Origin of the sequence: Nitrobacter sp. 62-23 (assembly GCF_001897285.1) — a bacterium.
Classification (GTDB): domain Bacteria; phylum Pseudomonadota; class Alphaproteobacteria; order Rhizobiales; family Xanthobacteraceae; genus Nitrobacter.
This window is the reverse complement of the sequence record NZ_MKSM01000130.1, coordinates 1-25,909: the sequence shown is the minus strand read 5'-3', so window position 1 is coordinate 25,909 and position 25,909 is coordinate 1. Positions and strand designations below refer to the sequence as shown.

The window sequence follows — 25,909 nt, the reverse complement described above, 5'->3', positions numbered from 1 at the left end:
CGCGAATGAGTCACTTGGGCACGAGTAATGAAATTCAATCGCCAGACGACGCTTCGTTCGCGAGCCACCGTGACGGGTGTCGGCATCCATTCCGGGGCAGCGGTCAGTCTGACCCTTGGACCTGCGTCGATCGACGCAGGTTTTATTTTTGTCCGGAGTGGCGCAAACGGAGACGACCGGCGCGTCCGCGCCGTCGCAAAATCCGTCACCTCGACTGAACTCGCCACGGTGCTGGGGGACCAGCAAGGTCCTCTGGTGTCCACCGCCGAACACGTTCTTGCTGCGTTGCGGGGCCTCGGGGTCGACAACGCCACCATCGAAATCGATGGCCCTGAAGTGCCGATCATGGACGGCAGTTCGGCCGCGTTCGTCGCTGCGGTCGACCAGGCCGGCATTGTCGAGCAGTCCGCGGCGCGCCGCTTCATTCAGGTCTTGAAGCCGGTGCGGGTGAAGAGGGGGGAGGCGTTCGGTGAACTGCATCCCTACGCACGCGGTTTCCGCGTCGAGGTCGAGATCGATTTCGCCAATCCGGTGATCGGTCATCAGGATTATGCGCTCGACCTCAATCCTGAAAGTTTTCGCCGCGAAATCAGCCGCGCCCGCACCTTCGGCTGCATGAACGATGTCGAGAGACTCTGGAGCGCGGGTTTCGCGCGCGGCGCATCCTTCGAGAACTCCATGGTGTTCGACGACGAACGCCTGCTGAATGCGGAAGGCCTGCGCTACGCCGACGAGTGCGCGCGGCATAAGGTCCTCGACGTGATCGGCGATCTTGCGCTTGCCGGGTTGCCGCTGATCGGATGTTACCGATCGCTGTGCGGCGGCCACAAGCTCAACCATGCCGTGCTCACGGCCATGATGGCCGATCGGACCGCATGGCGGGTCGTTGAGGGCCAACCGGCTTCGCGTCCGCGCAGCCAGCCCGAAGCGATCGGCGGAATGGTGGGCGGAATGGCCGCGGCCTACGGCCCCAACGTGTCCTGATCGGCAGGGCGGCAGCGTTCGGCCCTCCACGCGTCTCGCTTTGTTTTGTCGCTTTTGCGAGTTGCTGGCTAGTCGTCTCGCAGGCCCAGAGCGTCGTGCAGCCTCGTTTCGCCTTAATCCGGGCGAAATAGCTGCGTACCCGATTTGGTGAGAGTAGATTTGCTTTTAGACGGAATCAGCGGCCGTCATGCCCGACCTATCCCGGGCATCCATGTCTCTGAAGTTTCAGGGAAGACGTGGATGGCCGGATGAGCCCGGCATGACAGAACGGGGTGTTTCCATCAAAACGCAAACCGCTCTGGAGCATGATCCCGAAAATTGGGAACCGGTTTGCCGCTTGTTCCGGGCATGCCCGGGTCACCGCATTACGAACGTCAGGTTTTCATCGATGTTGGCTAAGCGTATGGCGCTCGGACGGGTCGCGTTGACGAATCGCACTGTTCGCCTCGAACGGCTCGGCCGCAAGCTGTGGCTCATCGCCGGTCTCGTGGTTTTGGGGACGACCCTGGGCGGCTGCGGGACAGGCGCGCTGTGGGACAAGTTCCTGGCGAAGGACGAACAGACCTTCAGCGATGAACCGGCGGACAAGCTCTATAACGAGGGCTTGTTCCTGATGAACAACAGCAAGGATCTCAAGGGAGCGACGAAAAAGTTCGACGAGGTCGACCGCGAGCACCCCTATTCGGAATGGGCGCGGAAATCGCTGCTGATGTCGGCCTACGCCTCCTATCAGGCCGGCGACTACGACACCTGCATCGGCTCCGCCTCGCGCTATGTCACCCTGCATCCCGGCAGTCCTGACGCAGCCTATGCGCAATATCTGATCGCCGCATCCAACTACGATCAGATTCCGGATATCTCGCGCGATCAGGCCCGGACCGAAAAAGCGATGAATTCGCTTGAGGAAGTGATCCGCAAATATCCGACCTCCGAATATGCCGGCGAAGCCAAGAAGAAGCTCGAGGGCGCGCGCGATCAGCTCGCCGGCAAGGAAATGGCGATTGGCCGCTACTACATGGAGCGGCGCGACTACACCGGCGCCATCAACCGCTTCAAGACCGTGGTGACCCGCTACCAGACCACGCGGCACGTCGAGGAGGCGCTTGCGCGGCTGACCGAAGCCTACATGGCGATCGGCATCGTCGGCGAGGCGCAGACCGCCGCCGCCGTGCTCGGCCACAACTTTCCGGACAGCCGCTGGTACAAGGACGCCTACAATCTCGTGAAGTCCGGCGGGGCCGAGCCGAGCGAGAATCGGGGCTCGTGGATCAGCAAGGCGTTCAAGAAGATGGGGCTCGGCTAGCGTGGGGGTTCGGAAGTTTGCATCAAAGGTTGCTGCAAGGGCATGCGAACTTCGGAATCGTGACGGATCGAATCGATCCAGGATCATCGCGATCTAGTGTCCTGATCGGAACTTCGCTAGACTCCCCGTCACGCGTCTCTGCAAGCCCGTCAGCGACACCTATGGCAGGAACCAGCCTCAGATGCTTGCGCGTCTTTCGATCCGCGACATCGTCCTGATCGAGCGGCTCGATATCGAGTTCGCCTCCGGCCTTGCGGTGCTGACCGGCGAAACCGGCGCGGGAAAATCCATTCTGCTTGATGCCTTCGCGCTGGCGCTCGGCGGCCGCGGTGACGCCGGACTGGTCCGCCATGGCGCCGGGCAGGGACAGGTGACCGCCACCTTCGATATTCCGAAAAACCACCCCGCCGGCGCGATCCTCGCCGCCAATGGCATCGACGGCGCAGTGTCCGAAGATTCGGGCGAGATGATCCTGCGCCGGGTCCAACTCGCCGACGGCCGCACCCGCGCCTTCATCAACGATCAGGCGATCAGCGTGCAGATGCTGAAAGCGGTGGGTGCGGCGCTGGTGGAAATTCATGGCCAGCACGACGAGCGGGCGCTGGTCGATGCCTCCTCTCATCGGCGGCTGCTTGATGCCTTTGCCGGCCTGGAGACCGATGTCGCCGCGCTGGAGGTGTTGTGGGAAGCCCGCCGCGCCGCCCGCGCTGCGCTCGACGATCACCGCGCCGGCGTGGAACGCGCGGCGCGCGAGGCCGATTATCTACGTCATGCGTCCGATGAGTTGAGGCAACTCGCGCCGCAGGATGGCGAGGAAACCGCGCTGGCCGAGCGCCGCGCCGCCATGATGGCCGGCGAAAAAATCGCGGCCGATCTGCGCGAGGCGCAGGATGCCGTCAGCGGCAATCGTTCGCCGGTCAGCGTGCTGGCGGCGGCGGTGCGGCGGCTGGAACGCCGGGCCGCCAGTTCGCCGAGCCTGGTCGAACCGGCGGTCAGGTCCATCGACGCGGCGATCAACGCGCTGGAGGAGGCCGACCAGCATCTTGCCGCGGCGCTCGCCGCTGCTGATTTCGATCCGGCTGAACTGGAGCGCATCGAGGAACGGCTGTTCGCGTTGCGTGCCGCCGCGCGCAAATATGCGACGCCGGTGGACGGGCTCGCGGCGCTTGCCGCGAAGTTCGTGAACGACGTCGCGCTGATCGACGTCGGTGCGGAGCGGCTGGTGGTATTGGAGAAGCAGGTTGCCGAGGCCGACAAGCGCTATGCGGCCGCCGCCGCGAAGTTGTCCGCCGCGCGCAGCAAGGCCGCGGAAAAACTCGACAAGGCGGTCAATGCTGAGCTTGCGCCGCTGAAGCTGGAGCGCGCCACATTCTCCACCCAGATCGAGTCGGATCCGGCATCAGCGGGACCGCGAGGCTTCGATCGCGTCGAATTCTGGGTGCAGACCAATCCCGGCACCCGGCCGGGGCCGCTGATGAAGGTCGCCTCCGGCGGCGAGCTGTCGCGCTTTCTGCTGGCGCTGAAGGTGGTGCTGTCGGACAAGGGTTCGGCGCCGACGCTGGTGTTCGACGAGATCGATACCGGGGTCGGCGGCGCGGTCGCGGACGCCATCGGGGCGCGGCTGGCGCGCTTGGCTTGCAAGGTGCAGGTGATGGCGGTGACGCACGCGCCGCAGGTTGCGGTGCGCGCCGACCAGCATCTGCTCATCTCGAAGGATGCATTGGATCGTGGCAAGCGCGTCGCCACCCGCGTCGCGACGCTGGCGGAGGATCACCGCCGCGAGGAGATTGCGCGGATGCTCGCCGGCGCGGAGATCACGGCGGAAGCCCGCGCGGCTGCGGAACGGCTGTTGAAAGCCGCGGGATAGTCGCTATGGCGGCAAAGTCCAAAGTGCCTCCGCCTGTCGATTCCCTCACCCGCGCGAAGGCGAAGGTCGAGCACAAGCGGCTTGCGCTGGAGATCGAGGCGCATGACGCGCGCTATTACCAGGAGGACAGGCCGACGATTTCCGACGCCGCCTACGACGCGCTGCGGCAGCGGCTCGAAGCGATCGAGGCGCGCTTTCCCGAACTCGTTACCGCGAGTTCGCCGACGCAGACCATCGGCGCCGCGCCCGTGCGCGGTTTTGCGAAAGTGCAGCACGCGGTGCCGATGCTGTCGCTGGGCAACGCCTTCAGCGACGAGGAAGTGGCCGAGTTCGTCGAACGCATCCGCCGCTTCCTGAAACTCGGCGCGGACGATATGCTTGCCATCGTCGCGGAGCCGAAGATCGACGGGCTGTCGCTGTCCCTGCGCTACGAACACGGCGAACTGGTGCGCGCGGCGACCCGCGGCGACGGTTTTACCGGCGAGGACGTCACCGCCAATGTGCGCACCATCAAGGATGTGCCGCACCGGCTGAAGGGCCGCGACATTCCCGCGGACTGCGAGCTGCGCGGCGAAGTCTATATGCTGAAAAAGGATTTTCTCGCGCTCAACAGGAAGCAGGAGGAAGCCGGCGACACCGTGTTCGCCAATCCGCGCAATTCGGCCGCCGGCTCGCTACGACAGAAGGATGTTGCGATCACGGCCTCGCGCCCGCTGAAGTTCTTCGCTTATGCCTGGGGCGAGATGACGGATCGTCCGGCCGATACCCAGCACGGCATGCTGGCGTGGCTGGAGAAGGCGGGCTTCGTCGTTAATCCGCTGATCGAATTGTGCCACAGCGTCGACCAGGTGCTGGCATTTTATCGCAAGATCGGCGAGCAGCGCGCCACGCTTGGCTACGACATCGATGGCGTGGTCTACAAGGTCGACCGGCTCGATTGGCAGGAACGTCTCGGCTTCGTGTCGCGAAGTCCGCGCTGGGCGATCGCGCACAAGTTCGCCGCCGAGCAGGCGACCACGATCCTCAAGGGCATCGACATCCAGGTCGGCCGCACCGGCGCGATGACGCCGGTAGCGCGGCTCGAACGAGTTACCGTCGGCGGCGTCGTGGTGCAGAACGCGACGCTGCACAACGAGGATGAGATTGAACGGAAAGATATTCGGATCGGTGACACAGTAATAGTTCAGAGGGCGGGAGATGTTATCCCGCAGGTCGTTTCTGTCGTTAAAAGTAAACCCCGCGGCAAAGAGCGATTCATTTTTCCGGATTATTGTCCCGTTTGCCACAGTCATGCAGTTCGTGAGATAAATCCTCGCAGCGGGAAGGAGGACGCTGTACGCAGGTGTACCGGTGGTTTGATTTGTGCTGCACAGGCAGTTGAACGACTAAAGCATTTTGTTTCAAGGTCTGCGTTTGACATCGAAGGTCTTGGCGAAAAGCAGATCAAAATATTTTTTGAGCGCGGATGGGTTCGGGAGCCGGCGGAGATATTTTCTCTGCCGGAGAGGAATAAAAGAATAGCCCTTCAAGATGAAGAGGGATTTGGTATCACTTCAGTTCAAAATCTCTTCAGGGCGATAGAGGGCAGGAGAAGTATCGAACTCAACAGGTTTATTTTTGCACTCGGCATTCCTGAGATTGGAGTCACAACGGCCAAGCTTTTGGCACGAAGCTTGAAGTCGGCTAGAAACTTTGTATTCGTTTTTTCGAATGGGGTACAATCAATACTTGAGCTTTGGAAAAATGATATCGAGGCAAACGGAAATGTCTGCTTTAAGGGACAGAACTCGAACCGCTTGAAAGAAGTTTTTGATATTTTTCATGAGAAAGTAGACCTCGAACAATATTATATTGCAAAGATAAGATACGTTGATGGCGTCGGGCCTATCACAGCAGCCCGGATTGTGAATCGCACCCATACACTGGTGATGTCTGGTGCTTCGAACGACCTAGAAAGGTGGCAATCAGAACTAAAGAAAATTCCGCGCTTTTCTGAAGCCTCACGCAGGAAGTTTTTTGATGCATTCGACAGTGCCCATTCGGCTTTCGAAGCCACAAAAAAGATTGCGTTTCAATGTGACCTTTCATGGCAATCACTTGAATCAGATTTCGAGCGGCGTGTGACTATTAGTTTTCCTAATACCGAATATGCTCGAATGCTGTCTCACGGATGGCCTATTTTGTCACAGCATATCTGGCGTGTTGTTCACAGAGAGAAAAGCAATTTTGGTGCCTTGCTTTCTATCGACGGATTTGGCGAAACTTCCTTTTATTCAATCGTCCGCTTCTTTATGGAAGAACGGAATATTGGTGTTATTGTAAGACTTCTGGATGAGCTTAAAGTTTTAGAGGGCAATGCTCCAAGCCCCAGAGGTTTATTATCTGGCAAGATTGTAGTCTTCACTGGCTCGCTGACCAAATTTACGCGTAGTGAGGCAGAAGACGCAGCGGAGCGACTAGGCGCAAAAGCTTCTAGCTCGGTCTCTAAGAAAACCGACTATGTCGTCGCCGGCGAAGAAGCAGGCTCCAAGCTTGCCAAGGCCCGCGAACTGGGTGTGACAGTGCTCACTGAAGACGAGTGGCTGAAGTTGATCGAGGAATAGACGGCCGCAAATTGAGCGGGTCGAGGGAATAGCAGACCGTCAAGCCTCCGCCTGGCCGATCATTACTTTCAGCGTGCCGACGCCGTCGCAGCCGCATTCGATCCTGTCGCCCGGCGCGAGAGGCGAGACACCGGCGGGGGTGCCAGTCATGATGATGTCGCCGGCGTCAAGCGCGACTTGCTGCGAGAGTTGCGAGACGATCTCCGGCACTTTCCAGATCATCTGCGCGAGATCGCCGGACTGCCGCTCTTTGCCGTTGACCGAAAGCCAGATGCGTCCCTTCGTCGGATGACCGATCCTTGCAGCAGGTTGCAGCGCCCCGCAGGGCGCGGAGTGATCGAATGATTTTGCGATTTCCCAGGGCTGCTCCTTCTTGCGCGCTGCGTTCTGCAGGTCGCGCCGCGTGAGGTCGATGCCGACGGCGTAGCCGTAGACATGGTCGAGCGCTCGGTCGGCGGGGATGCGCAAGGCACCGCTCTTCATCGCGACCACCAATTCGACCTCGTGATGCAGGTCGCCGGTCAGCGGCGGGTAGGGGATGACCGTGCCGTCGGCCTCGATCATGTCGGCGTGCTTTGCGAAGAAGAACGGTGGCGCACGTTCGTCGTTGCCCATCTCGCGGACGTGGTCGAGATAGTTGCGGCCGACGCACCAGATGCGGCGGACCGGAAAAAATCTGCCTTCGCCCGCGACGGCGATAGCCGCTTGCGGTGGTTGCGGAATCACAAAGGACGCTGCGCTCATGCGGCTCTCCGCGTTCGTTCGCAGGCTATGCGCCGAAATCGCCCGCAGCCTACGGCTAACAGGTACAGCTTACGCCGATGCGCTGAGGGGAGCCAGAGCCGGCGCGTCGCGATGCTGCAGGCGAAAGAATGACGCATAGCGCCCGCCACGCCGCAGCAGGTCGTCATGGCGGCCGCGTTCGACGATCTCACCGCCTTCGACCACGAGAATGGCGTCGGCATGCATGATGGTGTGCAGGCGGTGCGCAATCACGATCGTGGTGCGGTTCTGGCAGAGATGTCCGATCGCTTCCTGCACTTGCTTTTCGGATTCGGAATCGAGCGCGGCGGTGGCCTCGTCGAGCAGAATGATTGGCGCGTCCTTGATCAGCGCGCGCGCCACGGCGATCCGCTGGCGCTGCCCGCCGGAGAGTTGCGTTCCGTGCTCGCCCACGGGCGTGTCATAGCCGAGCGGAAAGCTCATGATGAAGTCGTGAGCGCAGGCGGCTTTCGCCGCGACAACGATCTCGTCCTCAGTGGCGCCGGGGCGACCGAACGCGATGTTCTCGCGGATGGTGGCGCGGAACAGGTAAACGTCCTGTCCGACGTAGGCGGTTTGCTGGCGCAGCGATGTTCGCGAAACGGCGGAGATAGCCTGATCGTCGATCAGGATCGCACCATCGCTTACCTCGTACAACCGCAGCAGCAGCGCCAGCACGGTCGATTTGCCGCCGCCGGATGGGCCGACCAGCGCGGTCATCCTGCCGGGCTCCGCGACGAAGCTCATGCGGTTGAGCACCGGCTCGTCGGTGCGATAGGCGAAAGTGACGTCGCGCAGTTCGACGCGGGCGGCCGTCAGTTTCAGCGCCGGCTTGTCGCTGTCGTCGGGCTCGCTGGCGGGGCTGTCGACGATTTCCAGCAGTTTGCGCGCTCCGATCAGGCTGCTGTTGAGTTCGATGTTGAGGCGCGCCAGCCGCTTGGCTGGCTCATAGGCCAGCAGAAAGGCAGTGAGGAAGGAAAAGAACTGGCCGGGCGTCGCGCCCATGGCGACGACGCGATAGCCGCCATACATCAGCCCGCCGGCGATGGCGAAACCGCCGAGCGTCTCCATCAGCGGGCTGGCGCGGTTGGAGACCCGCGCCATCTTGTTGTTGGTTTGCTCGACGGCCGCGATGCTGGCGTCGATCCGCTCGCTCATGGTCCGTTCGAGCGTGAACGCCTTCACGGTGCGGATGCCCTGCAACGACTCCTGCATTGTCTCCATGATATCCGCGGTGCCGTGGAATTGACTGTGCGCCAGTCCCTTGATGCGCTTCACCAGCTTGCGCAGCACGACCATCGCCGGCGGGGCCACCAGCGCGCCCAGCAGCGACATGTATGGGTCCTGCATCACCATCACGGCGACGAGCCCTATCAGCGACAGCAGATCGCGCCCGACCGCGTTGATCAGCAGGCTGAGCACCTGCGTCACCGATGTCGCGCCGGCTGTAAGCCGCGCGAGAAATTCCGATGAATGCCGCTGCGAAAAAAAGCCGATGCTCTCGGTCATCAGCTTGGCGAACAGCCGGCGCTGGTTATTGGCGAGAATGGCATTGCTGATCTGGGACAGGATCACCGAATGACCGTAGGTCGCCGCACCCTTGACGATGAAGATGACGAGCACCACGGAGGACAGCATGAAAATGCCGCCCACATTGCGGTCCACATAGGCCTGATTGATGACTTCGCCGAGCAAGTAGGCCGAGGCCGCGGTCGCCGCCGCGGACACGGCCATCAGCGCGAATGCGGCGAGGTAGCGCCGCCAATAGGCCATGCCCTGTTCCGCGATCAGGCGACGGACCAGGATGGCCGCGCCGTAGGGATCGTCGGTGATTTTCTTCGGGGGCTCGGTCATCGCGTTCCATTGACGCCGCACGGCGGTTAGCGCCTGCGCGTCAGGGTTGTTGCGAAAGCGTCCGACTCAATGCCCGCAATGGCAGCTTTTTTCAAGCCAAAACCGGGTTTTGCCCGCTTTGTCAGGCGATTGCCGCGAGCGCGCCGGAAACGTGGTGCTGCGCCAGCTTTTCTTCCCACGCCAGCGCATGCGTGGCGATGGTCGCGAGGTCGTCGTATTGCGGCGTCCAGTCTAGCACCGAACGAATCCGGCCGGTATCGGCGATCATGGTCATGATGTCGCCTGGGCGGCGTTTGGAATGGTGAACCGCGAAATTACGGCCGCAGACCTGCCGCACCGCCTCGATGGTTTCCAGCACGGAGTAGCCGCGTCCGTACCCGCAGTTCAGCGTCGTCGAACGTCCGCCGGTTCGCAAGTATGTCAGCGCGGCGCGATGAGCCTGCGCGAGATCGCTGACATGGATGAAGTCGCGGATGCAACTGCCGTCCGGCGTCGGATAGTCGGTGCCGAACACGTCGATCTTGGCGCGCTGCCCGGTCGCGGCTTCGACCGCGATTTTCAACAGGTGCGTGGCGCCCATCGTCGACAGGCCGATCCGCGCCTGCGGGTCCGCGCCTGCGACATTGAAATAACGCAGCACCACGTAATTCATGCCGTGCGCCATCGCGACATCGTGCAGCATGATCTCGGTCATCAGCTTGGACGATCCGTAAGGGGAGAGCGGCCGGGTTGGCGCTTCTTCCGGAACAGGCATCTGTTCGGGATTGCCGTAAACGGCGGCGGTCGAGGAGAAGATGAAGCGCCTGACGCCGCATCTGACGGCGGCATTCAGCAGGCCGCGCGTTGCCATGGTGTTGTTGCGGTAATAGGCGAGCGGGTCGCGCATCGACTCCGGCACCACCACAGACCCCGCAAAGTGAATGATGGTTTCGATGTCGTGCTGCGCGAGCACGTTCTCGACGAGCGTCTCGTCTCCCGCATCGCCGATGAACAGCGGTACGCCCTCCGGCAGCGCCGAGGAAAATCCCGTGGACAGGTTGTCGATCACGACGACGTTTTCGCCGGCCTCGGCCAGCGCCAGAACCATGTGACTGCCAATATAGCCGGCGCCACCGGTAACGAGCACGGTCATGTCTGCCCCTCTGCGCCAAGGCTCGCTGCGGGCTCGCCCGCGTTTGCCGATATCTCGCACAAACCGGTGGAGTTGCCGTATAGCATGGCACCGATCGGCCCGATTTTCCGCCCTTCGCGCCGGGGAATCGACATTATGGTTGCCAAATTGTAACGAGAGCCGAATGTCTCTGAGCGGCCTTGCGTGTCGATGACCGACATCCTCATCATCAAGACATCGTCGCTCGGCGACGTCGTGCATCAGATGCCCGCAATCGTCGATGCCTCGCGCGCGTGCCCGGCACTGCGGATCACGTGGCTCGTGGAGGAGGCGTTCGCGCCGCTGGTGCGATTGCACCCTCTGGTCGCCGAGGTCATCACCGTTGCGACGCGGCGCTGGCGCACGCAACTCGCCGCTGGCGCGACATGGCGCGAGATCGCCGGGTTCCGCACGTTTCTGCGCAAACGGGCGTTCGACAAGGTGATCGACACCCAGGGCCTGATCCGATCTGCGATCATCGCTCGCGTGGCGCGCGGCGAGCGTCATGGCTACGATGGCCGCAGCATCCGCGAGCCTCTCGCGGCGCGATTCTACGACGTCAGACATACAGTAAGCCGCGACCTGCACGCCGTGACGCGTAACCGGATGCTGACCGGTCTTTCGCTCGGATATCGGCCGCCGGATGAGGTGGATTACGGTCTGATCCGCCCACCGCAGACGGATAGCCAGCGCTACGCCGTGCTGCTTCATGGCACGTCGCGATCCGCGAAAGAGTGGCGCGCCGAGAACTGGATCGAAACCGGCCGCTGGCTGAGCGCGAAGGGATTGCAGATCGTATTGCCATGGGGCAGCGAGGCCGAACGGCTCGTCTCCGAACGGCTGTCGGGCGACATCGCGGACAGTCGCGTCCTGCCGCGCCAGAACCTCGATCTGACCGCGCAAGTGATCGGCAATGCGGCGTTGGTGATCGGCGTCGATACCGGGCTGATGCACCTCGCTGCGGCCTATCGCGTGCCGCTCGTCGGCATCTATGTCAGCACCGATCCCGGTCTTACGGGACCGGTCGGCGGTGGCCGCATGGCGGTGCTCGGCGGCAGGAACGGCCCGCCGGCGGCGCGGCAGGCGATCGAGGCGGCGGAGCGATTGCTGGGTTAACAGCAGATTCCGGCGCCACCCGGGAGAGGCCGGATCGCTCGGCAGCGCGATCGCGCCGGAGCGATCCGGGTGAGGGGGCACCCTCGACGGCAGCCCGTAACTCTCACCCCGACCCTCTCTCCCCTGGGACAGGGAGCGCTCATCGCTGCGTATGAGCCTTCGTCAAAATCGAAAATGCTTTGGTTAGATTGAGGTCGTTGCGCCTGACATTTCCGCAAGCACCCGCGCGACGAAGGCGTCGAGGTCGCCGCCAGAGAACAGGAATCCGGGAATGCCCGCGCCGGCGGCCGCTTCGAGGTCGCTGTCGCGGTCGCCGATGGCGAAGCTGCCTTCGCGCCGCACCGGCCAGTGCTTCATCAGGTCTAGGATCATGCCGGGCTTCGGCTTGCGCCAGAAATGGTCTTCCAGATATCCGGTGACGCTGCCATTGGGATGGTGCGGGCAATATCTGAAGTCGTCGATCCGTGCGCCCTGCGATGTGAGATGCGACTGCATCCACAGGTGCAGATTGCGAACGTCGTCCTCGCTGAAAAAGCCGCGCGCGACCCCGGATTGGTTGGTGAAGACGAAAACGAAATATCCGGCCTCATTCAGCCGCCGGATGGCGTTGGCGACGCCGGGCATCCAGCGAATTCGGTCGCGTGTGCCCATGTAGCAGTCATCGTGATTGACGACGCCATCGCGATCGAGGAACGCGGCGGGCTGGGAAGCGGGAGCGATCTTGTCGCCGCTCACGTGCCGCCGTCCGCCAGCGCGCGTTCGACGCTATCGCAGATCGCGTGCGCAGCCGTCATGTGGACCTGCTGGATCACCGGGGTGTCGTCGCTCGGCGCGACGAAAAGGTGGTCGCATACGTCGTTCAGACCAGTGCCCTTGAGGCCGGTAAGGCCCACCGTGACAAGACCGCATCGGCGCGCGGCGGCAAGCGCGGCGAGGATGTTCGGTGACCGGCCCGAGGTCGACAGCGCCAGCAGCACGTCGCCGGACCTGCCGAGACTCTCGATCTGCCGGGCGAAAATCTGTTCGAAGCCGTAATCGTTGGAAATGGCGGTGAGGGCGGAGGTGTCGGTCGTCAGCGCGATGGCGGCGAAGCCGGGCCGCTCCTTCCTGTAGCGTCCGACGATTTCGGAAGCGATATGCTGCGCGTCCGCGGCGCTTCCGCCGTTGCCGATCAGAAGCACCTTATGCCCGGTACGGAGCGCGCCGATGATCGCGAGTGCAATCTCACTCGCCACCGTGAGCAGCGCGGTATCCTTCGCCGCGCGCTCAAGCGCAGCGAGCGATTGCTGAAAATGGATCGCGATCTGGTTGTGGCTCAAGACGCACCTTTATCGCCGTGATCGATTCCAATATTTAGAGCGGGATGCGGGCGGAAAACCGCTACACACTTTTCCTCATCCCGCTCTTGTCAGTGGTACTGAGCGCGTCCTGCCCGCGCAAGCGCGGCGTGGCCGCGTCAGCGCGCGGCGCGCCCGTCGATCTCCCCAAGTACCTGCTCGGCAATGGCCAGCACGTCGGCCGCGGCGATATCCCTCATGCAGCGATGATCGTTTTTGGAGCACACCGGCCGATGGCAGGGTTGGCAGGGCAGCGGCGTTCCGGTCTTTATTGTCGCCGCGAGCCCGTTCAAAGGCGCCCAGTGATAGGGGCTGGTCGGGCCGAAAATTCCCATTGTGGACGTTCCGATCGCGGCCGCGACGTGCAGCAGGCCCGAATCGTTCGAAATCGCGAGCGTCGCCGCCGCCATCGCCAGAATGCCGTTTCGCAGGTCATGACCCGTCAAATCCCGGACCCGTGGGCCCCCGGCTGCCGCGATTTCGGCCGCGATCGCCTCTTCGTTGGGACCTCCGACCACCCAGACGTCGATGCCGCGCCCGGCCAGCATCCGCGCGGCCTCGGCGTAATACGTCCAGCGCTTGCTGGGGCCGACCGCTCCGGGAGCGAGCGCCACCGCCGGTCCGGAGCCCAGTCCCTGCGCCTGCCGCCAGCGGATGACGTCTTCGGCGGGAACGCTAAGCTGCGGCACGGGCCATTCGGGAGGCCGTTCCGCGTTGGCTGGAAGCGCCAGCGACGCCTTCCTGTCGATCATGCGCGGCAGGGCCCTTTCGCCCCAGCGCCAGCGGTTGAGCAGCCCGAACCGCGCCTCGCCGACAAAGCCCACCCGTTCCGGAATGCCGGCCAGCGCGGGCGCAATGGCCGATTTCCAGGTCCGCGGCATGATGAGGACGGTTCCGTATCCCCGCGCACGCAAGTGCCGGGCGAGGCTCCATTGTTGCCTCAGCGCCAGCCGGCTTCGGGGTAGGTCCCAGACCACGCCGGCGCGCACGCCAGGCATGTAATCGACCAGCGGGGCGCAGAGCGTCGTCACCAGCATATCCACCGGCCGATTCGGCCAGCGCTGCTTGAGCACCCGCACCACGGTGTGGCCACGGACGAAGTCGCCGATCCACATGTAGGGGACGATCAGGACAGGCCGCGAGTCGTCCGCGTCGCCGCCCAGCTCTTTTGGTGAATCCATTTTCATAATTTAACGAATGAGTAACACTGGAGCGGATGAAAAATCCTCCCTATCCGCTCCCACGCCGGAGGTAAAGTTATCTCGCGCAATGCGTTTGGCGAGCGATTTCGCCGCCTCGCGCCATCCAGGTTGCCTCGCAGGCGGGAGTGGGGCAAACCAGTGGAGTGAATCCGACATTCGCTACCCAACTTTGCCGCAAACCGGCAGCGAATGTCAGATTCAAAACTCCACTGGAAAATCTTGAGAGGTGCCAGTGGTCCTTTGCCTCTGACATTTGCAAGAACCTCTGCCGCAGCGGAATGCAAATGTTGGAAACGTCGCGCCACATGACGGGGACATCATGCTGCTGGTGACCGGGGGGGCCGGTTTTATCGGATCGAATCTCGTGGCCGCGTTGAACGACGCCGGACGCGGCGATGTGGCTGTCTGCGATACGCTGGGACATGACGGCAAATGGCGCAATCTCGCCAAGCGGCAGCTTGCGGATATCATTCCTCCCGCAGAACTGATGGCATGGCTGGAGGGCCGCCGTCTCGACGCGGTCGTTCATCTCGGCGCGATCTCCGAGACCACCGCAACCGACGGCGATCTCGTCATCGAGACCAACTTTCGCCTGTCGCTGCGTTTGCTCGACTGGTGTAGCGCGAGCGCGACGCCTTTCATCTATGCCTCGTCGGCATCGACCTACGGCGATGGCCGGCAGGGCTTTTGCGACGATCAATCGCTTGCCGCCTTGCGGACGCTTCGACCGATGAATCTTTACGGCTGGAGCAAGCACCTGTTCGACATGGCGGTCGCGGGCCGTGCCGCGAACGGCGGCGCGTTGCCGCCGCAATGGGCCGGACTGAAGTTCTTCAACGTGTTCGGTCCCAATGAATATCACAAGGGTACGATGATGAGCGTGCTGGCGCGCCGTTTCGGCGACGTAAAGGCCGGCCGCCCGGTGCAGTTGTTCAAGTCGCATCGCGAAGGCATCGGCGACGGCGATCAGAGTCGCGACTTCATCTATGTCGACGACGTGGTCCGCGTGATGATGTGGTTGCTGGCGACGCCCTCGGTCAGCGGCCTCTTCAACGTGGGAACCGGCAAGGCGCGCAGTTTTCGTGATCTGATCGTGGCGGCCTTCAACGCGCTTGGCGCGAAGCCGAATATCGAATACGTCGATATGCCTGAGCAGATTCGTGGAGCCTACCAGTATTTCACGCAAAGCGAGGTCGAGCGCCTGCAACGCGCAGGCTACAACGGCGGCTTCACGCCGCTGGAGGAAGCGGTCGATGCCTACGTCAAAGGCTATCTCGATCGCGACGATCGTTTTCGCTGACATTGACTGGTGGTGCGGATTCGACATTCGCGACCCATTTCGCCGCGGGTTCGTGCTGCGAACGTCGGAATCTAGGGACTACCGAAGCGTGATCTTATCCGAAAAACGGAAACCTCTTTTCGGACAGGATCACGCTCGGCTAAGAAGATAGAGCTGGAATTTGATTCAATGCAGTTTGGATCGGATTCAAGCAGCAGGTGAAGGGTTTTGATGATCGATTTCGACGGCTTGTCGCAAGCATTTTGTCGCCAGACTGTGCTCTGCGTCGGCGACCTGATGCTCGACGAGTTCGTATACGGCGAGATTTCACGGATTTCGCCGGAAGCTCCGGCGCCGGTGATCGCGGTTCAGCGGAGCGAAACCAATGTCGGCGGCGCTGGCAATGTGGCGCGCAACATCGCCGCCCTTGGCGCACGCTGCGTTTTTGTCGGATTGGCGGGCGAGGATGGGGCGGGGGGCAGGCTTCGCGCCGCGCTCTCGCGCGAAACGCTGATCGAGCCGTTATTGATTTCGGATCCGGCGCGGCCGACGACGCGCAAGGTGCGCTTCGTTTCCGAGCATTTTTCGACCCACATGCTGCGCGCCGATTGGGAAACGCCAGCTCCAGCGTCCGGGGCGGTGGAGCAGGCCCTGATCGACGCCATTCTGCCGCAACTGCCGCGCGCCGACATCGTCCTGTTGTCGGACTACGCCAAGGGCGTGTTGACGGCGCGGGTGATCCGCACCGTCATCGATGCCGCCCGTGGGCTCGGCAAGCGCGTGATCGTCGATCCGAAGAGCGCCAATTTCGGGATCTACCGGGGCGCCACGCTGCTGACGCCGAACCGAAAGGAATTTGCCGACGCGACCCGCAGCCGCGCCGACGATCAGGCCAGCATCGCCGCAGCGGCTCGCGAGGTGATGCGGCTCGCTAATTGCGAAGCCTTGCTGGTGACGCAAAGCGAGCATGGCATGACGCTTGTGCCGGGCGAGGGCGAGGTCATTCACGTTCCGGCGCACACCGTCAAGGTCCGCGACGTGACCGGCGCGGGCGATACCGTCGTTGCCACGCTGGCGGTTTCGCTCGCCGCAGGGGCCGATTGGGAGACGGCGTTGCGGACGGCAAGCGCCGCCGCGGCGGTGGCGGTCGGCAAGAGCGGCACGGCGATTGTCACGCTCGCCGAACTGCGCCGCAATATTCTGCCGCCGGCCTCTCTCGCGGCCGAAGAGAAAATCGCGCGATCGGCGGACGATCTCGACGCGCGGCTGTCGGCATGGCGTGACCAGGGCCTGCGGATCGGCTTCACCAACGGTTGCTTCGACATCCTGCATCCGGGGCACGTCAAGGTGCTGACCGGAGCGCGCGCGACCTGCGATCGCCTGATCGTCGGATTGAACAGCGATGCGTCCGTGGCCCGGCTCAAGGGGGAGGGCCGTCCGATCCAGAATGAGCGGGCGCGCGCGGAGGTGCTGGCCGCGCTCGAGGCCGTCGATCTCGTGGTGATCTTCGAAGAGGACACGCCGTTGAAGCTGATCGAGCGAACCGGGCCGAACGTGCTGGTCAAAGGCGGAGATTATTCGCTTGAACAGGTCGTCGGTCAGGAATTCGTTACCGCGCGGGGCGGCGAGGTCGTGCTGATCGATATTCTGCACGGGTTCAGCACGACGTCTCTGGTGAAGCGCGCGGGAGGCAGGGCATGAGAGCCTTGTTCCCCGGCGGCCAGTTTCCCAGCGGCCAGCGTGTTTTCGTTTCTTGTGCCGTCCGGACCATCGCTTCATGACTTTGCGTCGAAAGTTTACCTCTCGAAACGGTCTGATCGCGCTTCATGACCTGATAACGGTCGTGGCGGCCATGCTCGCGAGCTGCTACTTCCGTTTCGACGGCCATGATTTTGCTTTGCGCTTGCCGCTGCTCCTGAAGGCGCTGCCCTATTTTCTGATCATCAGCGCCGTGGTTTTTTACGTCTTTCATCTGACGACGACAAAATGGCGGTTCATTTCTCTCGTGGACGCCCTCAACATCGTCAAGGCATCCTCGATTCTATCATTTGTCGTGCTTGTCTTCGACTACATCGTCATCGCGCCCAATCTCTACGGCACGTTCTTTCTCGGAAAGAAGACGATCATACTGTACTGGCTCTTGCAGATATTCCTGCTCGCGGCCACGCGCTTTACCTATCGGTATTTCCGCTACAGGCGCACCCTTGTTCACGTCAAGGCTGACGATGCGACCCCGGTCATCGTGGTCGGCCGCGCCGCCGATGCCGAAATTCTCTTGCGTTCGGTCGAGAGCGGCGCGGTCAAGCACTTGCGGCCGGTCGGTCTGCTGTCGCCGTCGGCCGCCGACATTGGTCAGACGATACGCGGGGTTCCGGTCCTTGGCGCCGTAGACAAGCTCGAAGACGTGATCACGGACTTTGCCGAGCGGCGCAGCGCGATCAAGCGTATCATCATGACGCCCTCGGCATTCGAGCCCGAAGCCCAGCCTGAGGCCGTTCTTGCGCGGGGCCGCAAGCTGGGCCTGAAGGTCAGCCGGTTGCCGTCGCTCGGCGAGGAAGGCGATATTCCCCGCCTGACGCCGGTTGCCGTCGAGGATCTCCTGCTTCGCCCGAGCCGGTCCATCGACTACGAGCGGCTCGGAGGGCTGATCAAGGACAAGTCGATCGTCGTGACCGGCGGCGGCGGATCGATCGGATCCGAAATCTGCAAACGCGTCGTGACATTCGGCGCGAGCCGGCTGCTGATCATCGAGAATTCCGAACCTGCGCTCTACGCGATCATGGAGGAACTGGAGACGAGAACCCGGACCGCCGTCGTGGACGGTCGCATCGCCGACATTCGCGACCGCGAGCGACTGATGCGCCTGATGAACGAATTCAAGCCCGACATCGTGTTTCACGCGGCGGCGCTCAAACACGTGCCCATTCTCGAACGAGACTGGAGCGAGGGCGTCAAGACCAACATCTTCGGCTCGGTCAACGTCGCCGATGCGGCGCTGGCGGCGGGCGCCGAAGCCATGGTGATGATCTCGACCGACAAGGCGATCGAGCCGGTCTCGATGCTCGGGCTCACCAAGCGTTTTGCCGAGATGTACTGCCAGGCGCTCGACCGCGAGTTGGCGCAACGCGCCGACGACAAGATTCCGATGCGCCTGATTTCGGTCCGCTTCGGCAACGTGCTGGCGTCGAACGGATCGGTGGTGCCGAAATTCAAGGCGCAGATCGAAGCCGGCGGCCCGGTGACCGTCACGCATCCCGATATGGTTCGCTATTTCATGACGATCCGCGAAGCCTGCGATCTCGTCATCACTGCGGCGAGCCACGCGGCGATGACGGAACGGCACGACGTATCGGTTTATGTGCTGAACATGGGCCAGCCGGTGAAGATCGTCGATCTCGCCGAGCGCATGATCAGCCTGTCGGGCCTGCAACCCCACCATGACATCGAAATCGTCTTCACCGGCGTGAGGCCGGGGGAGCGATTGAATGAAATCCTGTTTGCAAGCGAGGAACCGACGATCGAGATCGGCCTGCCGGGGATTTTGGCGGCGAAGCCGAACGAGCCGCCGATGGACATGCTGCACAAATGGATCGCGGACCTGAAGGAAGCCGTCGCCAGCGAGAACAAGGCGAAGATCCGTTCGGTGTTGAAGGATGCCGTGCCGGAATTCGGGACGCATCCCTGACGGTGCCGGTGCTCGCTTGATGTTCGCGTTGATCACTCTGTCAGTTCGATCGACACCGGTCTCTTCTCGGCCCGCTCGACGCTGAAGATCCAGACGAGCCCTCCGAGCGCGCCGACGGCGAAAAATACCGTGCCGTACAGGAGCGAGACGTTGACGCCTTCGCTGGTCGCCAGTCCGGCGTAGCCGAAAATCAGCGCCATGGAAGCCTCGCGCACGCCCCAACCGGCGATCGAGATCGGCAGCATCGTAATCAGCATGACCGGAGGAATGAGCAGGAAGATCTCGCTGAAATGGATCGGCGCGGCGATCGCGCGCACGACGCACCATGCGATCACGATGGCCTGGACATGGATGAACAGCGACAGAAACGCGATCTTCAGCCCGCGTCCGCGCCCGAAAAGGGCATGGCCGGTGATGATTGAACAGGCGCGAAGATGGCTTATCGCCCTGATATTTCCGAGCCATGGCCAATGCAGTCTGCCGAGAAGCAGGAAGCCGCCGCCTGCGGCCAGCGCGGCGAAATCGACCAACAGCAGCGCAAGCCGCCCCTGGGGATCGCCGATCAGCCGGTAACTCCATGGCAGACTGGCAACGATCAGCACGGCGAGCGCGATCAGGCCGATCGCGCGGTCAACGAAGATCGAATAGGCCGCAGCGCGCCAGCCCGCCGGCCCCTGTCCGACCAGCCAGAGCCGCATGGCGTCGCCGCCGATCGACGAGGGCAGCGTCTGGTTGAAGAACGAGCCGATCATGCAGTAGCGCACCGCCCGAGCGACCGTGAGCGGCGCGCCGCAGTCGGAACTGATTTCCCGCCAGCGCAGGGCGCTGGTAAGGACCTGCAGCAATGTCATGGCGACGGCAAGGGCGATCCATCCCGCACCGTCGAAACCAAGGCGCGAGACGAGTTCGGAGAGATCAACCTTGCGGAGCGCAAGGTAGAGCAAGGCAGATGAGACCAGTATTTTTGCCGTTGAAAGCAGGATCTGGCGCATTGCGCTCGTGTGTGCTGAGGTTAATGTCGTCTGGAACTTTCGGGCGATCGATGGTCCCGCTGCCTTGGTATGGTTTTGGACGGTGTCTGGCAATAGTCGGGCGGCAGACGCGCGCTCTCCTTCCACGCCATCGGGCCGCCATTCGGTAAAAGAAGACGCGACGACCACGTCGGGCCGGCACAACCGGTACGCCCGTAGACCCTGAGGGGGTCCTGAGGAGAGAAATGTCGGATCACCCGATACTGGTCACTGGAGCGGCGGGGTTCATCGGATTCCATGTCGCTGGCCGGCTCCTGGAGCAGGGGCGCCGGATTGTCGGAATCGACAATCTCAACAGCTACTACGATCCCGCGCTCAAGGAGGGCCGGCTCGACATCCTGCGCAAGCACCCGCGTTTTCGCTTCGTCAAGGCCGATCTTGCCGACCGCGCGGTGACGGCCTCCCTGTTCGCGGAAAATCGCCTGTCGGTCGTGATCCATCTCGCGGCCCAGGCCGGCGTGCGCTATTCGTTGCAAAATCCGGACGCCTACGTCGATTCAAATCTCACGGCCTTTGCCAATGTCCTTGAAGGATGCCGACACGCCGGGTGCCCTCATTTGCTGTTCGCTTCGTCGTCCTCCGTTTACGGCGCCAACACAAAGCTTCCGTTTTCCGTCCACGACAATGTCGACCATCCGGTCAGTCTGTACGCGGCGACGAAGAAATCCAACGAACTGATGGCGCATGCCTACAGTCACCTCTACCGCATGCCGATAACGGGATTGCGCTTCTTCACGGTTTACGGGCCGTGGTACCGGCCAGACATGGCGCTCTACAGGTTCGCTGACGCGATCGTCGGCGGACAGCCGATCAAGCTGTTCAATCACGGCAACATGCGACGTGATTTCACCTATGTTGACGACATCGTTGAGGCCGTTATCCGCCTGATCGATCATGTTCCGCACGGCGAAGCGAACGGTGCTCAGGATCCCGGCACGAGTTCAGCCCCCTGGCGCATTTACAACATCGGCAACAACAAGCCGGCGGAATTGATGAGTGTCGTCGCGCTCCTGGAGAAGGAGTTCGGACGGACGGCACCAAAGGAGATGCTGCCCATGCAGCCGGGCGATGTGCAGGCCACATTCGCAGATATCGACGATCTTACGCGCGAGGTCGGCTTTCGTCCCTCGACATCTCTTGAAGACGGCATCCATCGTTTTGCAACCTGGTATTGTCGCTATCATCAGGTCGGATAGTGGCCCGATTTTCACCTTTGCATCCCGAACATACCGTGCTCGATTCCAGTGTTTTGGAGCGGGAGTGCGCACGGAAAGCCGCTATATATTTTTCTTTTCGCTCTGGATTGTCTGGTCGCATCTTCTTAGCGAACCGGTATCCGCTTCGCCGGAAAATGCTCTAATGGACACATCAGAATGTGGAGATGGTCGTGAGTGAGCATATCGTCCCCCTGGTCATGTGCGGCGGCGCGGGAACAAGGCTGTGGCCGGCATCGCGGGAGGGGCGCCCGAAGCAGTTTCTGCCGCTGTTCGGATCGCGTTCGACGTTTCAGGATACGCTGCGGCGGGTTTCCGATCCGGCGCTGTTCGAACGGCCGATTGTGATCACCAACGCCGCCTACCGTTTCATGGTGCTGGAACAGCTTGCGGAGATCGGGCTTGAGGCAGACATCCTGCTGGAGCCGGCGCGGCGCGATTCCGGCCCGGCGATCGTTGCGGGCGCCGTTTTCGCGCAGACGCGTGACAGCGACGCCGTCGTGCTTGCGCTCGCTGCAGATCATGTGGTGCGCGACACCGATGCGTTCCTCTCCGCCTGCCGTGAGGGCCTGGCTGCCGCCAATGCCGGCCGCATCGTGACCTTCGGCGTCCGACCGGAGCGGGCGGCGACCGAGTACGGCTACATCAGCCCCGGCGCGGTGATCGCGGGCGAGGTGCGCGCGGTGACGACGTTCGTCGAGAAGCCCGATCCGCGAACCGCCGCAGCCTATGTCGAGGCGGGTTATCTCTGGAATAGCGGCAACTTCATGTTCCGCGCGGCAATGCTGCTCGATGAATATCGCAACGTCGATCCCGAGAGTGTTCGGACAGTGTCGGATGCCGTGGCGCATGCCGGCCGGGATCTCGGCTTCGTCACGCTCGACCCCGACGCCTTCGCGAAGGCGCAGGCGATTTCCATCGATTACGCGGTGATGGAGAAGACCGCGCATGCCGCCGTTGTGCCGGTCGATTGCGGCTGGTCGGACGTCGGCTCGTGGCGCGCGGTGTGGGAGCTGTCGGACAAGGACAGCGAAGGCAATGCGGCGCAAGGGGCCGCGGTGTTCGAGGATTCCCGCAACTGCAATATCTCAACCGACAAGGCATTGGTCGCGCTGGAAGGCGTCGACGATCTCGTGGTGGTGGCGACACAGGATGCCGTGCTGGTCTCCCGCCAGAAGGACGCCAACGGGCTGAAACGTCTGGTCGCGAAGTTGAAGGCCGTGGCGCCGCAGGTCACCGAAGAGCATCTGCGGGTCCATCGGCCATGGGGCGCCTATCAGTCGATCGACAGGGGCGAGCGGCATCAGGTCAAGCATATCACGGTGAAGGCCGGCGAGCGATTGTCGCTGCAAAAACATCATCATCGCTCCGAGCACTGGATCGTGGTCCGGGGCGCCGCCAGGGTGACGATCGATGATCTGATCAAGACCGTTCACGAGAACGAATCGATCTATATTCCGATCGGAGCCATCCACCGGCTGGAAAACCCCGGCAAGATTCCTCTGGAACTGATCGAGGTGCAGACTGGCAGCTATCTCGGCGAGGACGACATCATCCGGATCGAGGATGACTATCAGCGAGGCTGAGCTGCCGCCGCCGGAACGAATCAGCTATCCTGTGGAAACACTATCCAGGCCCGGTTTCAGGGATGCCGTCATGTGTCCTGCAAGTTTCTATCATTGTAATTCTTTGAATCAAAACGTGTTGGGATTGTTATTCCTCTAATCGCCACTTTCGCTATGGCGTGCTAGGGAGAGCGCATGGACGGGCTTCGGGGAGCCCAGAGCATTTTCCGGCTAAGCGAAATCCGGTTAGCCGAGAGAAAATACTCTCAACCAATAACTTGTGCGTATTCTGATTGCTAAAACCGGTATTCATTTTTGCGGAATACGCGCCAGCCGTCGATTTTCGGGGTATCTGATGAGTTCGAAGCCATCTGCATTGAAAACTGCAGGAGCGGAGCGTGTGCTGCGTGTCGGCGTGATCGGCGCCGGTATCATGGGCAGCAATCACGGTCGCGTGCTGGCCGGTCTCGCCGGGGTCAGGTTTGCCGGCATTGTTGACCCCTTGGCCGCGCACCGCACTCGTGCGGCCGAGATGATCGGATGCCGGACATTCGCGACGTTCGAAGAGCTGATGGCGGCCGGTGTCGATGCGGTCACCATCGCGGCGCCGACACACCTCCATTGCGAGCTGGCGCTGGCCTGCATCGAGCGCGGCGTTCACATTCTGGTCGAGAAGCCGATCGCTTCGACGGTGGAGGAAGGCTGCAAGATCGTCACCGCCGCCCAGCGCGCCGGCCTCACTTTGATGGTCGGCCATGTCGAGCGCTTCAATCCGGCGGTCGCAGCCATCAAGCAGGCGATCAAAGGCGAGGATATTCTTTCGATCGCGATCACACGGGTTGGTCCGTTTCCGCCGCGCATGTCGAATGTCGGTGTCGTGATCGACCTTGCCGTGCATGACATCGACCTGATCCGCTGGTTCACCGAATCGGAAATCATCGACGTGCAGCCCCAGCTTTCCAGCGCCGTCGCCGAGCGCGAGGATATCGCACTGCTTCAGTTCCGGACCGCGTCGGGCGTGCTCGCGCATATCAATACGAACTGGCTGACGCCGTTCAAGGCCCGCAGCGTTACGGTCGCCACCCGCGGCAAATACATCATGGGCGATCTGCTGACCCGCCAGGTCACCGAATGCTTCGGTTTCCAGCCTGACGGCAGCTATTCCATGCGTCACCTCCCGGTCGGCCATGACGAACCTTTGCGCGCCGAACTGATCGCGTTCGTCGATGCGGTGCGTTCGGGCAAGGCACCGGCGGTCAGTGGCGGCGAAGGTGTCGCCAGCCTCGAGATCGCGATCAAGTGCCTCGAAGCGCCGTCTTCCGTCGCGCCGCCGGTGCGGCCGGCTCCGCGCCGCGTGGCCGGCTGATCGTCCAGAGGATTGAATGCAGCAGCACATGCCTGCGAAGGCGATTCCGTTCATTGATATCGTCGAACAGCGCCGCCGTCTCGGCAAACGTATCGACGATGCGGTTGCGCGGGTGCTGACGCATTGCCAGTTCATCAATGGTCCCGAAGTCGCTTGCCTGGAAGCCGATCTGGCCGCATTCACCGGCGCCCGGCATGTGGTGGCCTGCGCCAGCGGCACAGACGCGCTGCTGATGGTGCTGATGGCGAAAGACATCGGCCCCGGCGACGCGGTGCTCTGTCCGACATTCACTTTCTGCGCGACTGGCGAAGTCGTGGCGCTGCTCGGCGCCACGCCGGTGTTCGTCGATGTCGACGAGACGACGTTCAATATCGATGTCGCTTCGCTGAAGAGCGGCATCGCGGTCGCGAAAAAGCAGGGCCTCCGGCCCAGGGCCATTATTCCCGTCGATCTGTTCGGTCAGCCCGCCGATCATGATGCGGTCGCAGCCGTGGCGGCGACTGAGGGCATGTTCGTTCTCGATGACGCCGCGCAAGGTTTCGGCGCGACCTATAAGGGGAAACGGCTGGGTACGTTCGGCCTTGCGACCGCGACCAGTTTCTTCCCCGCCAAGCCGCTCGGCTGCTACGGAGACGGCGGCGCGATCTTCACCGACGATGACGAACTGGCGGAGACGTTGCGTAGCGTGCGCGTGCACGGGCAGGGCTCCGATAGGTACGACAATGTGCGGCTGGGTCTGACCGGACGCCTCGATACGATGCAGGCAGCGATCCTGATCGAGAAGCTTAAGGTGTTTCCCGACGAGATCGCAGCGCGGGACGCGGCGGCGCGGCGTTACAACGACGCTCTCGGGGATGTTGCGATCGTGCCCCGCGTGGCGCCGGATTGCATGTCGGTATGGGCGCAGTACACCATCCGGCTGCCGAACGGGGATCGCGGGGCGCTGGCCTCCACTCTGAAAGCGCAGGGGGTTCCGACTGCGATCTATTATCCGAAATCGCTGCACCAGCAGACCGCGTACCGGAGTTTCCCGGTCGCCGCTGAAGGTCTTGCCGTCAGCGAAAGGCTGTCGCGCGAGGTCATCAGCCTGCCGATGCATGCTTACCTCGATGAATTGGCGCAGGAGCGGATTATCGAGGCTGTGCGCGCCGCGCTTGCGAACTGATTTCGCCATTTTGCGCCGGGGGGCGATCCTGTAGAAACGCCGGATGCTTGGACGCATTTTCACCGTCGGCGGATATACGCTGCTCTCGCGGCTGACGGGGTTTGCGCGCGACATCGTGCTCGCTGCGGTTCTCGGCGCCGGGCCGGTCGCTGATGCTTTCTTCGTCGCGTTGCGGCTGCCGAATCATTTCCGTGCGATTTTCGCCGAGGGAGCCTTCAACGCGGCGTTCGTTCCGGCCTATGCGCATGTTCATGGCGAGGGGGGCGATGCGTCGGCCCGACTGTTCGCCGACCGCATCTTCACGCTTCTATTCCTGTCCCAGGTCGTTCTGCTCGTCGCGGCGTGGATTTTCATGCCGCAGGCCATCAGCATCCTGGCGCCGGGTTTCTCCGACGACGTCGAGCAACGACGGCTGGCGATCGAACT

20 protein-coding genes are annotated in these 25,909 nt (G+C 62.4%); 13 read left to right on the top strand and 7 right to left on the bottom strand.

Annotation, left to right across the window (positions count from 1 at the left end; translation table 11 throughout):
- The first annotated feature begins 27 nt into the window (after positions 1 to 27).
- The 4 genes from lpxC to ligA all read left to right on the top strand — a co-directional run bounded on the left by lpxC (position 28) and on the right by ligA (position 6,757).
- A complete protein-coding gene (gene lpxC, locus BGO16_RS15655; protein WP_292619876.1) occupies positions 28 to 984 on the top strand; it encodes a UDP-3-O-acyl-N-acetylglucosamine deacetylase in 957 nt (318 codons plus the stop codon).
- A 388-nt stretch (positions 985 to 1,372) separates the two neighbouring features.
- A complete protein-coding gene (locus BGO16_RS15650; RefSeq protein WP_292619875.1) occupies positions 1,373 to 2,287 on the top strand; it encodes an outer membrane protein assembly factor BamD in 915 nt (304 codons plus the stop codon).
- A 181-nt stretch (positions 2,288 to 2,468) separates the two neighbouring features.
- On the top strand, positions 2,469 to 4,154 hold the full coding sequence (gene recN, locus BGO16_RS15645; protein ID WP_292619874.1) for a DNA repair protein RecN: 1,686 nt from the start codon (positions 2,469 to 2,471) through the stop codon (positions 4,152 to 4,154).
- A 5-nt stretch (positions 4,155 to 4,159) separates the two neighbouring features.
- Positions 4,160 to 6,757, top strand: a complete 2,598-nt coding sequence (gene ligA / locus BGO16_RS15640; RefSeq protein ID WP_292619873.1) for an NAD-dependent DNA ligase LigA — start codon at positions 4,160 to 4,162, stop codon at positions 6,755 to 6,757.
- Positions 6,758 to 6,796: 39 nt separating this feature from the next.
- Here the strand turns inward: ligA and BGO16_RS15635 are convergent, their stop codons facing one another.
- From BGO16_RS15635 to galE, 3 genes are all read right to left on the bottom strand, one after another.
- Complete coding sequence (locus BGO16_RS15635) at positions 6,797 to 7,501, bottom strand: fumarylacetoacetate hydrolase family protein (protein WP_292619872.1); 705 nt, start codon at positions 7,499 to 7,501, stop codon at positions 6,797 to 6,799.
- Positions 7,502 to 7,570: 69 nt separating this feature from the next.
- Positions 7,571 to 9,373 (bottom strand): ABC transporter ATP-binding protein, encoded by a 1,803-nt coding sequence (locus BGO16_RS15630; RefSeq protein WP_292619871.1) that lies wholly within the window; start codon positions 9,371 to 9,373, stop codon positions 7,571 to 7,573.
- Between the two features lie 121 nt (positions 9,374 to 9,494).
- The gene (galE, locus tag BGO16_RS15625) at positions 9,495 to 10,505 is read right to left on the bottom strand and encodes a UDP-glucose 4-epimerase GalE (protein ID WP_292619870.1); all 1,011 of its coding nucleotides are present in this window, start codon (positions 10,503 to 10,505) and stop codon (positions 9,495 to 9,497) included.
- A gap of 189 nt (positions 10,506 to 10,694) precedes the next feature.
- On the opposite strand from galE, the gene waaC reads away from it, so the two are divergent.
- Positions 10,695 to 11,639 (top strand): lipopolysaccharide heptosyltransferase I, encoded by a 945-nt coding sequence (gene waaC / locus BGO16_RS15620; protein WP_292619868.1) that lies wholly within the window; start codon positions 10,695 to 10,697, stop codon positions 11,637 to 11,639.
- 183 nt (positions 11,640 to 11,822) lie between these two features.
- On the opposite strand, the gene BGO16_RS15615 is transcribed toward waaC, so the two are convergent.
- From BGO16_RS15615 to waaF, 3 genes are all read right to left on the bottom strand, one after another.
- On the bottom strand, positions 11,823 to 12,374 hold the full coding sequence (locus tag BGO16_RS15615) for an HAD family hydrolase (RefSeq protein ID WP_292619867.1): 552 nt from the start codon (positions 12,372 to 12,374) through the stop codon (positions 11,823 to 11,825).
- Positions 12,371 to 12,958: a D-sedoheptulose 7-phosphate isomerase gene (locus BGO16_RS15610; RefSeq protein WP_292619866.1), complete on the bottom strand. Its 588-nt coding sequence runs from the start codon at positions 12,956 to 12,958 to the stop codon at positions 12,371 to 12,373. Before BGO16_RS15610 ends, BGO16_RS15615 begins: the two co-directional genes overlap by 4 nt.
- A gap of 137 nt (positions 12,959 to 13,095) precedes the next feature.
- On the bottom strand, positions 13,096 to 14,157 hold the full coding sequence (gene waaF, locus BGO16_RS15605; protein ID WP_292619865.1) for a lipopolysaccharide heptosyltransferase II: 1,062 nt from the start codon (positions 14,155 to 14,157) through the stop codon (positions 13,096 to 13,098).
- 340 nt (positions 14,158 to 14,497) lie between these two features.
- Here waaF and rfaD point away from each other — a divergent pair, with 340 nt between their 5' ends.
- The 3 genes from rfaD (at position 14,498) to BGO16_RS15590 (ending at position 19,142) form a co-directional block, all read left to right on the top strand.
- A complete protein-coding gene (gene rfaD / locus BGO16_RS15600) occupies positions 14,498 to 15,478 on the top strand; it encodes an ADP-glyceromanno-heptose 6-epimerase (protein ID WP_292619864.1) in 981 nt (326 codons plus the stop codon).
- 210 nt (positions 15,479 to 15,688) lie between these two features.
- Positions 15,689 to 17,158, top strand: a complete 1,470-nt coding sequence (gene rfaE1 / locus BGO16_RS15595; RefSeq protein ID WP_292619863.1) for a D-glycero-beta-D-manno-heptose-7-phosphate kinase — start codon at positions 15,689 to 15,691, stop codon at positions 17,156 to 17,158.
- Between the two features lie 76 nt (positions 17,159 to 17,234).
- Positions 17,235 to 19,142 carry a nucleoside-diphosphate sugar epimerase/dehydratase gene (locus BGO16_RS15590; RefSeq protein ID WP_292619861.1) on the top strand — a complete coding sequence of 636 codons (1,908 nt, stop codon included), beginning with the start codon at positions 17,235 to 17,237 and terminating at the stop codon, positions 19,140 to 19,142.
- A gap of 32 nt (positions 19,143 to 19,174) precedes the next feature.
- On the opposite strand, the gene BGO16_RS15585 is transcribed toward BGO16_RS15590, so the two are convergent.
- Positions 19,175 to 20,134, bottom strand: coding sequence for a lysylphosphatidylglycerol synthase transmembrane domain-containing protein (locus BGO16_RS15585; protein ID WP_292619860.1), 960 nt, complete (start codon positions 20,132 to 20,134; stop codon positions 19,175 to 19,177).
- Positions 20,135 to 20,358: 224 nt separating this feature from the next.
- Here BGO16_RS15585 and BGO16_RS15580 point away from each other — a divergent pair, with 224 nt between their 5' ends.
- The 5 genes from BGO16_RS15580 to BGO16_RS15560 all read left to right on the top strand — a co-directional run.
- Positions 20,359 to 21,369 carry an NAD-dependent epimerase gene (locus BGO16_RS15580; RefSeq protein ID WP_292619859.1) on the top strand — a complete coding sequence of 337 codons (1,011 nt, stop codon included), beginning with the start codon at positions 20,359 to 20,361 and terminating at the stop codon, positions 21,367 to 21,369.
- 185 nt (positions 21,370 to 21,554) lie between these two features.
- Positions 21,555 to 22,973, top strand: a complete 1,419-nt coding sequence (locus tag BGO16_RS15575) for a mannose-1-phosphate guanylyltransferase/mannose-6-phosphate isomerase (RefSeq protein ID WP_292619858.1) — start codon at positions 21,555 to 21,557, stop codon at positions 22,971 to 22,973.
- 334 nt (positions 22,974 to 23,307) lie between these two features.
- A complete protein-coding gene (locus tag BGO16_RS15570; RefSeq protein ID WP_292619857.1) occupies positions 23,308 to 24,318 on the top strand; it encodes a Gfo/Idh/MocA family oxidoreductase in 1,011 nt (336 codons plus the stop codon).
- 16 nt (positions 24,319 to 24,334) lie between these two features.
- Positions 24,335 to 25,483, top strand: coding sequence for a DegT/DnrJ/EryC1/StrS family aminotransferase (locus BGO16_RS15565; protein WP_292619856.1), 1,149 nt, complete (start codon positions 24,335 to 24,337; stop codon positions 25,481 to 25,483).
- Between the two features lie 43 nt (positions 25,484 to 25,526).
- A partial coding sequence (locus BGO16_RS15560; protein ID WP_292619855.1) for a lipid II flippase MurJ occupies positions 25,527 to 25,909 on the top strand: 383 nt, incomplete at its 3' end.

Bases quoted from the DNA above. Each gene is read 5' to 3' on its own strand.
- lpxC (WP_292619876.1), top strand. From the start codon at position 28: ATGAAATTCAATCGCCAGACGACGCTTCGTTCGCGAGCCACCGTGACG.
- BGO16_RS15650 (WP_292619875.1), top strand. From the start codon at position 1,373: ATGTTGGCTAAGCGTATGGCGCTCGGACGGGTCGCGTTGACGAATCGC.
- recN (WP_292619874.1), top strand. From the start codon at position 2,469: ATGCTTGCGCGTCTTTCGATCCGCGACATCGTCCTGATCGAGCGGCTC.
- ligA (WP_292619873.1), top strand. From the start codon at position 4,160: ATGGCGGCAAAGTCCAAAGTGCCTCCGCCTGTCGATTCCCTCACCCGC.
- BGO16_RS15635 (WP_292619872.1), bottom strand. From the start codon at position 7,501: ATGAGCGCAGCGTCCTTTGTGATTCCGCAACCACCGCAAGCGGCTATC.
- BGO16_RS15630 (WP_292619871.1), bottom strand. From the start codon at position 9,373: ATGACCGAGCCCCCGAAGAAAATCACCGACGATCCCTACGGCGCGGCC.
- galE (WP_292619870.1), bottom strand. From the start codon at position 10,505: ATGACCGTGCTCGTTACCGGTGGCGCCGGCTATATTGGCAGTCACATG.
- waaC (WP_292619868.1), top strand. From the start codon at position 10,695: ATGACCGACATCCTCATCATCAAGACATCGTCGCTCGGCGACGTCGTG.
- waaF (WP_292619865.1), bottom strand. From the start codon at position 14,157: ATGGATTCACCAAAAGAGCTGGGCGGCGACGCGGACGACTCGCGGCCT.
- rfaD (WP_292619864.1), top strand. From the start codon at position 14,498: ATGCTGCTGGTGACCGGGGGGGCCGGTTTTATCGGATCGAATCTCGTG.
- rfaE1 (WP_292619863.1), top strand. From the start codon at position 15,689: ATGATCGATTTCGACGGCTTGTCGCAAGCATTTTGTCGCCAGACTGTG.
- BGO16_RS15590 (WP_292619861.1), top strand. From the start codon at position 17,235: ATGACTTTGCGTCGAAAGTTTACCTCTCGAAACGGTCTGATCGCGCTT.
- BGO16_RS15585 (WP_292619860.1), bottom strand. From the start codon at position 20,134: ATGCGCCAGATCCTGCTTTCAACGGCAAAAATACTGGTCTCATCTGCC.
- BGO16_RS15580 (WP_292619859.1), top strand. From the start codon at position 20,359: ATGTCGGATCACCCGATACTGGTCACTGGAGCGGCGGGGTTCATCGGA.
- BGO16_RS15575 (WP_292619858.1), top strand. From the start codon at position 21,555: ATGGTCGTGAGTGAGCATATCGTCCCCCTGGTCATGTGCGGCGGCGCG.
- BGO16_RS15570 (WP_292619857.1), top strand. From the start codon at position 23,308: ATGAGTTCGAAGCCATCTGCATTGAAAACTGCAGGAGCGGAGCGTGTG.
- BGO16_RS15565 (WP_292619856.1), top strand. From the start codon at position 24,335: ATGCAGCAGCACATGCCTGCGAAGGCGATTCCGTTCATTGATATCGTC.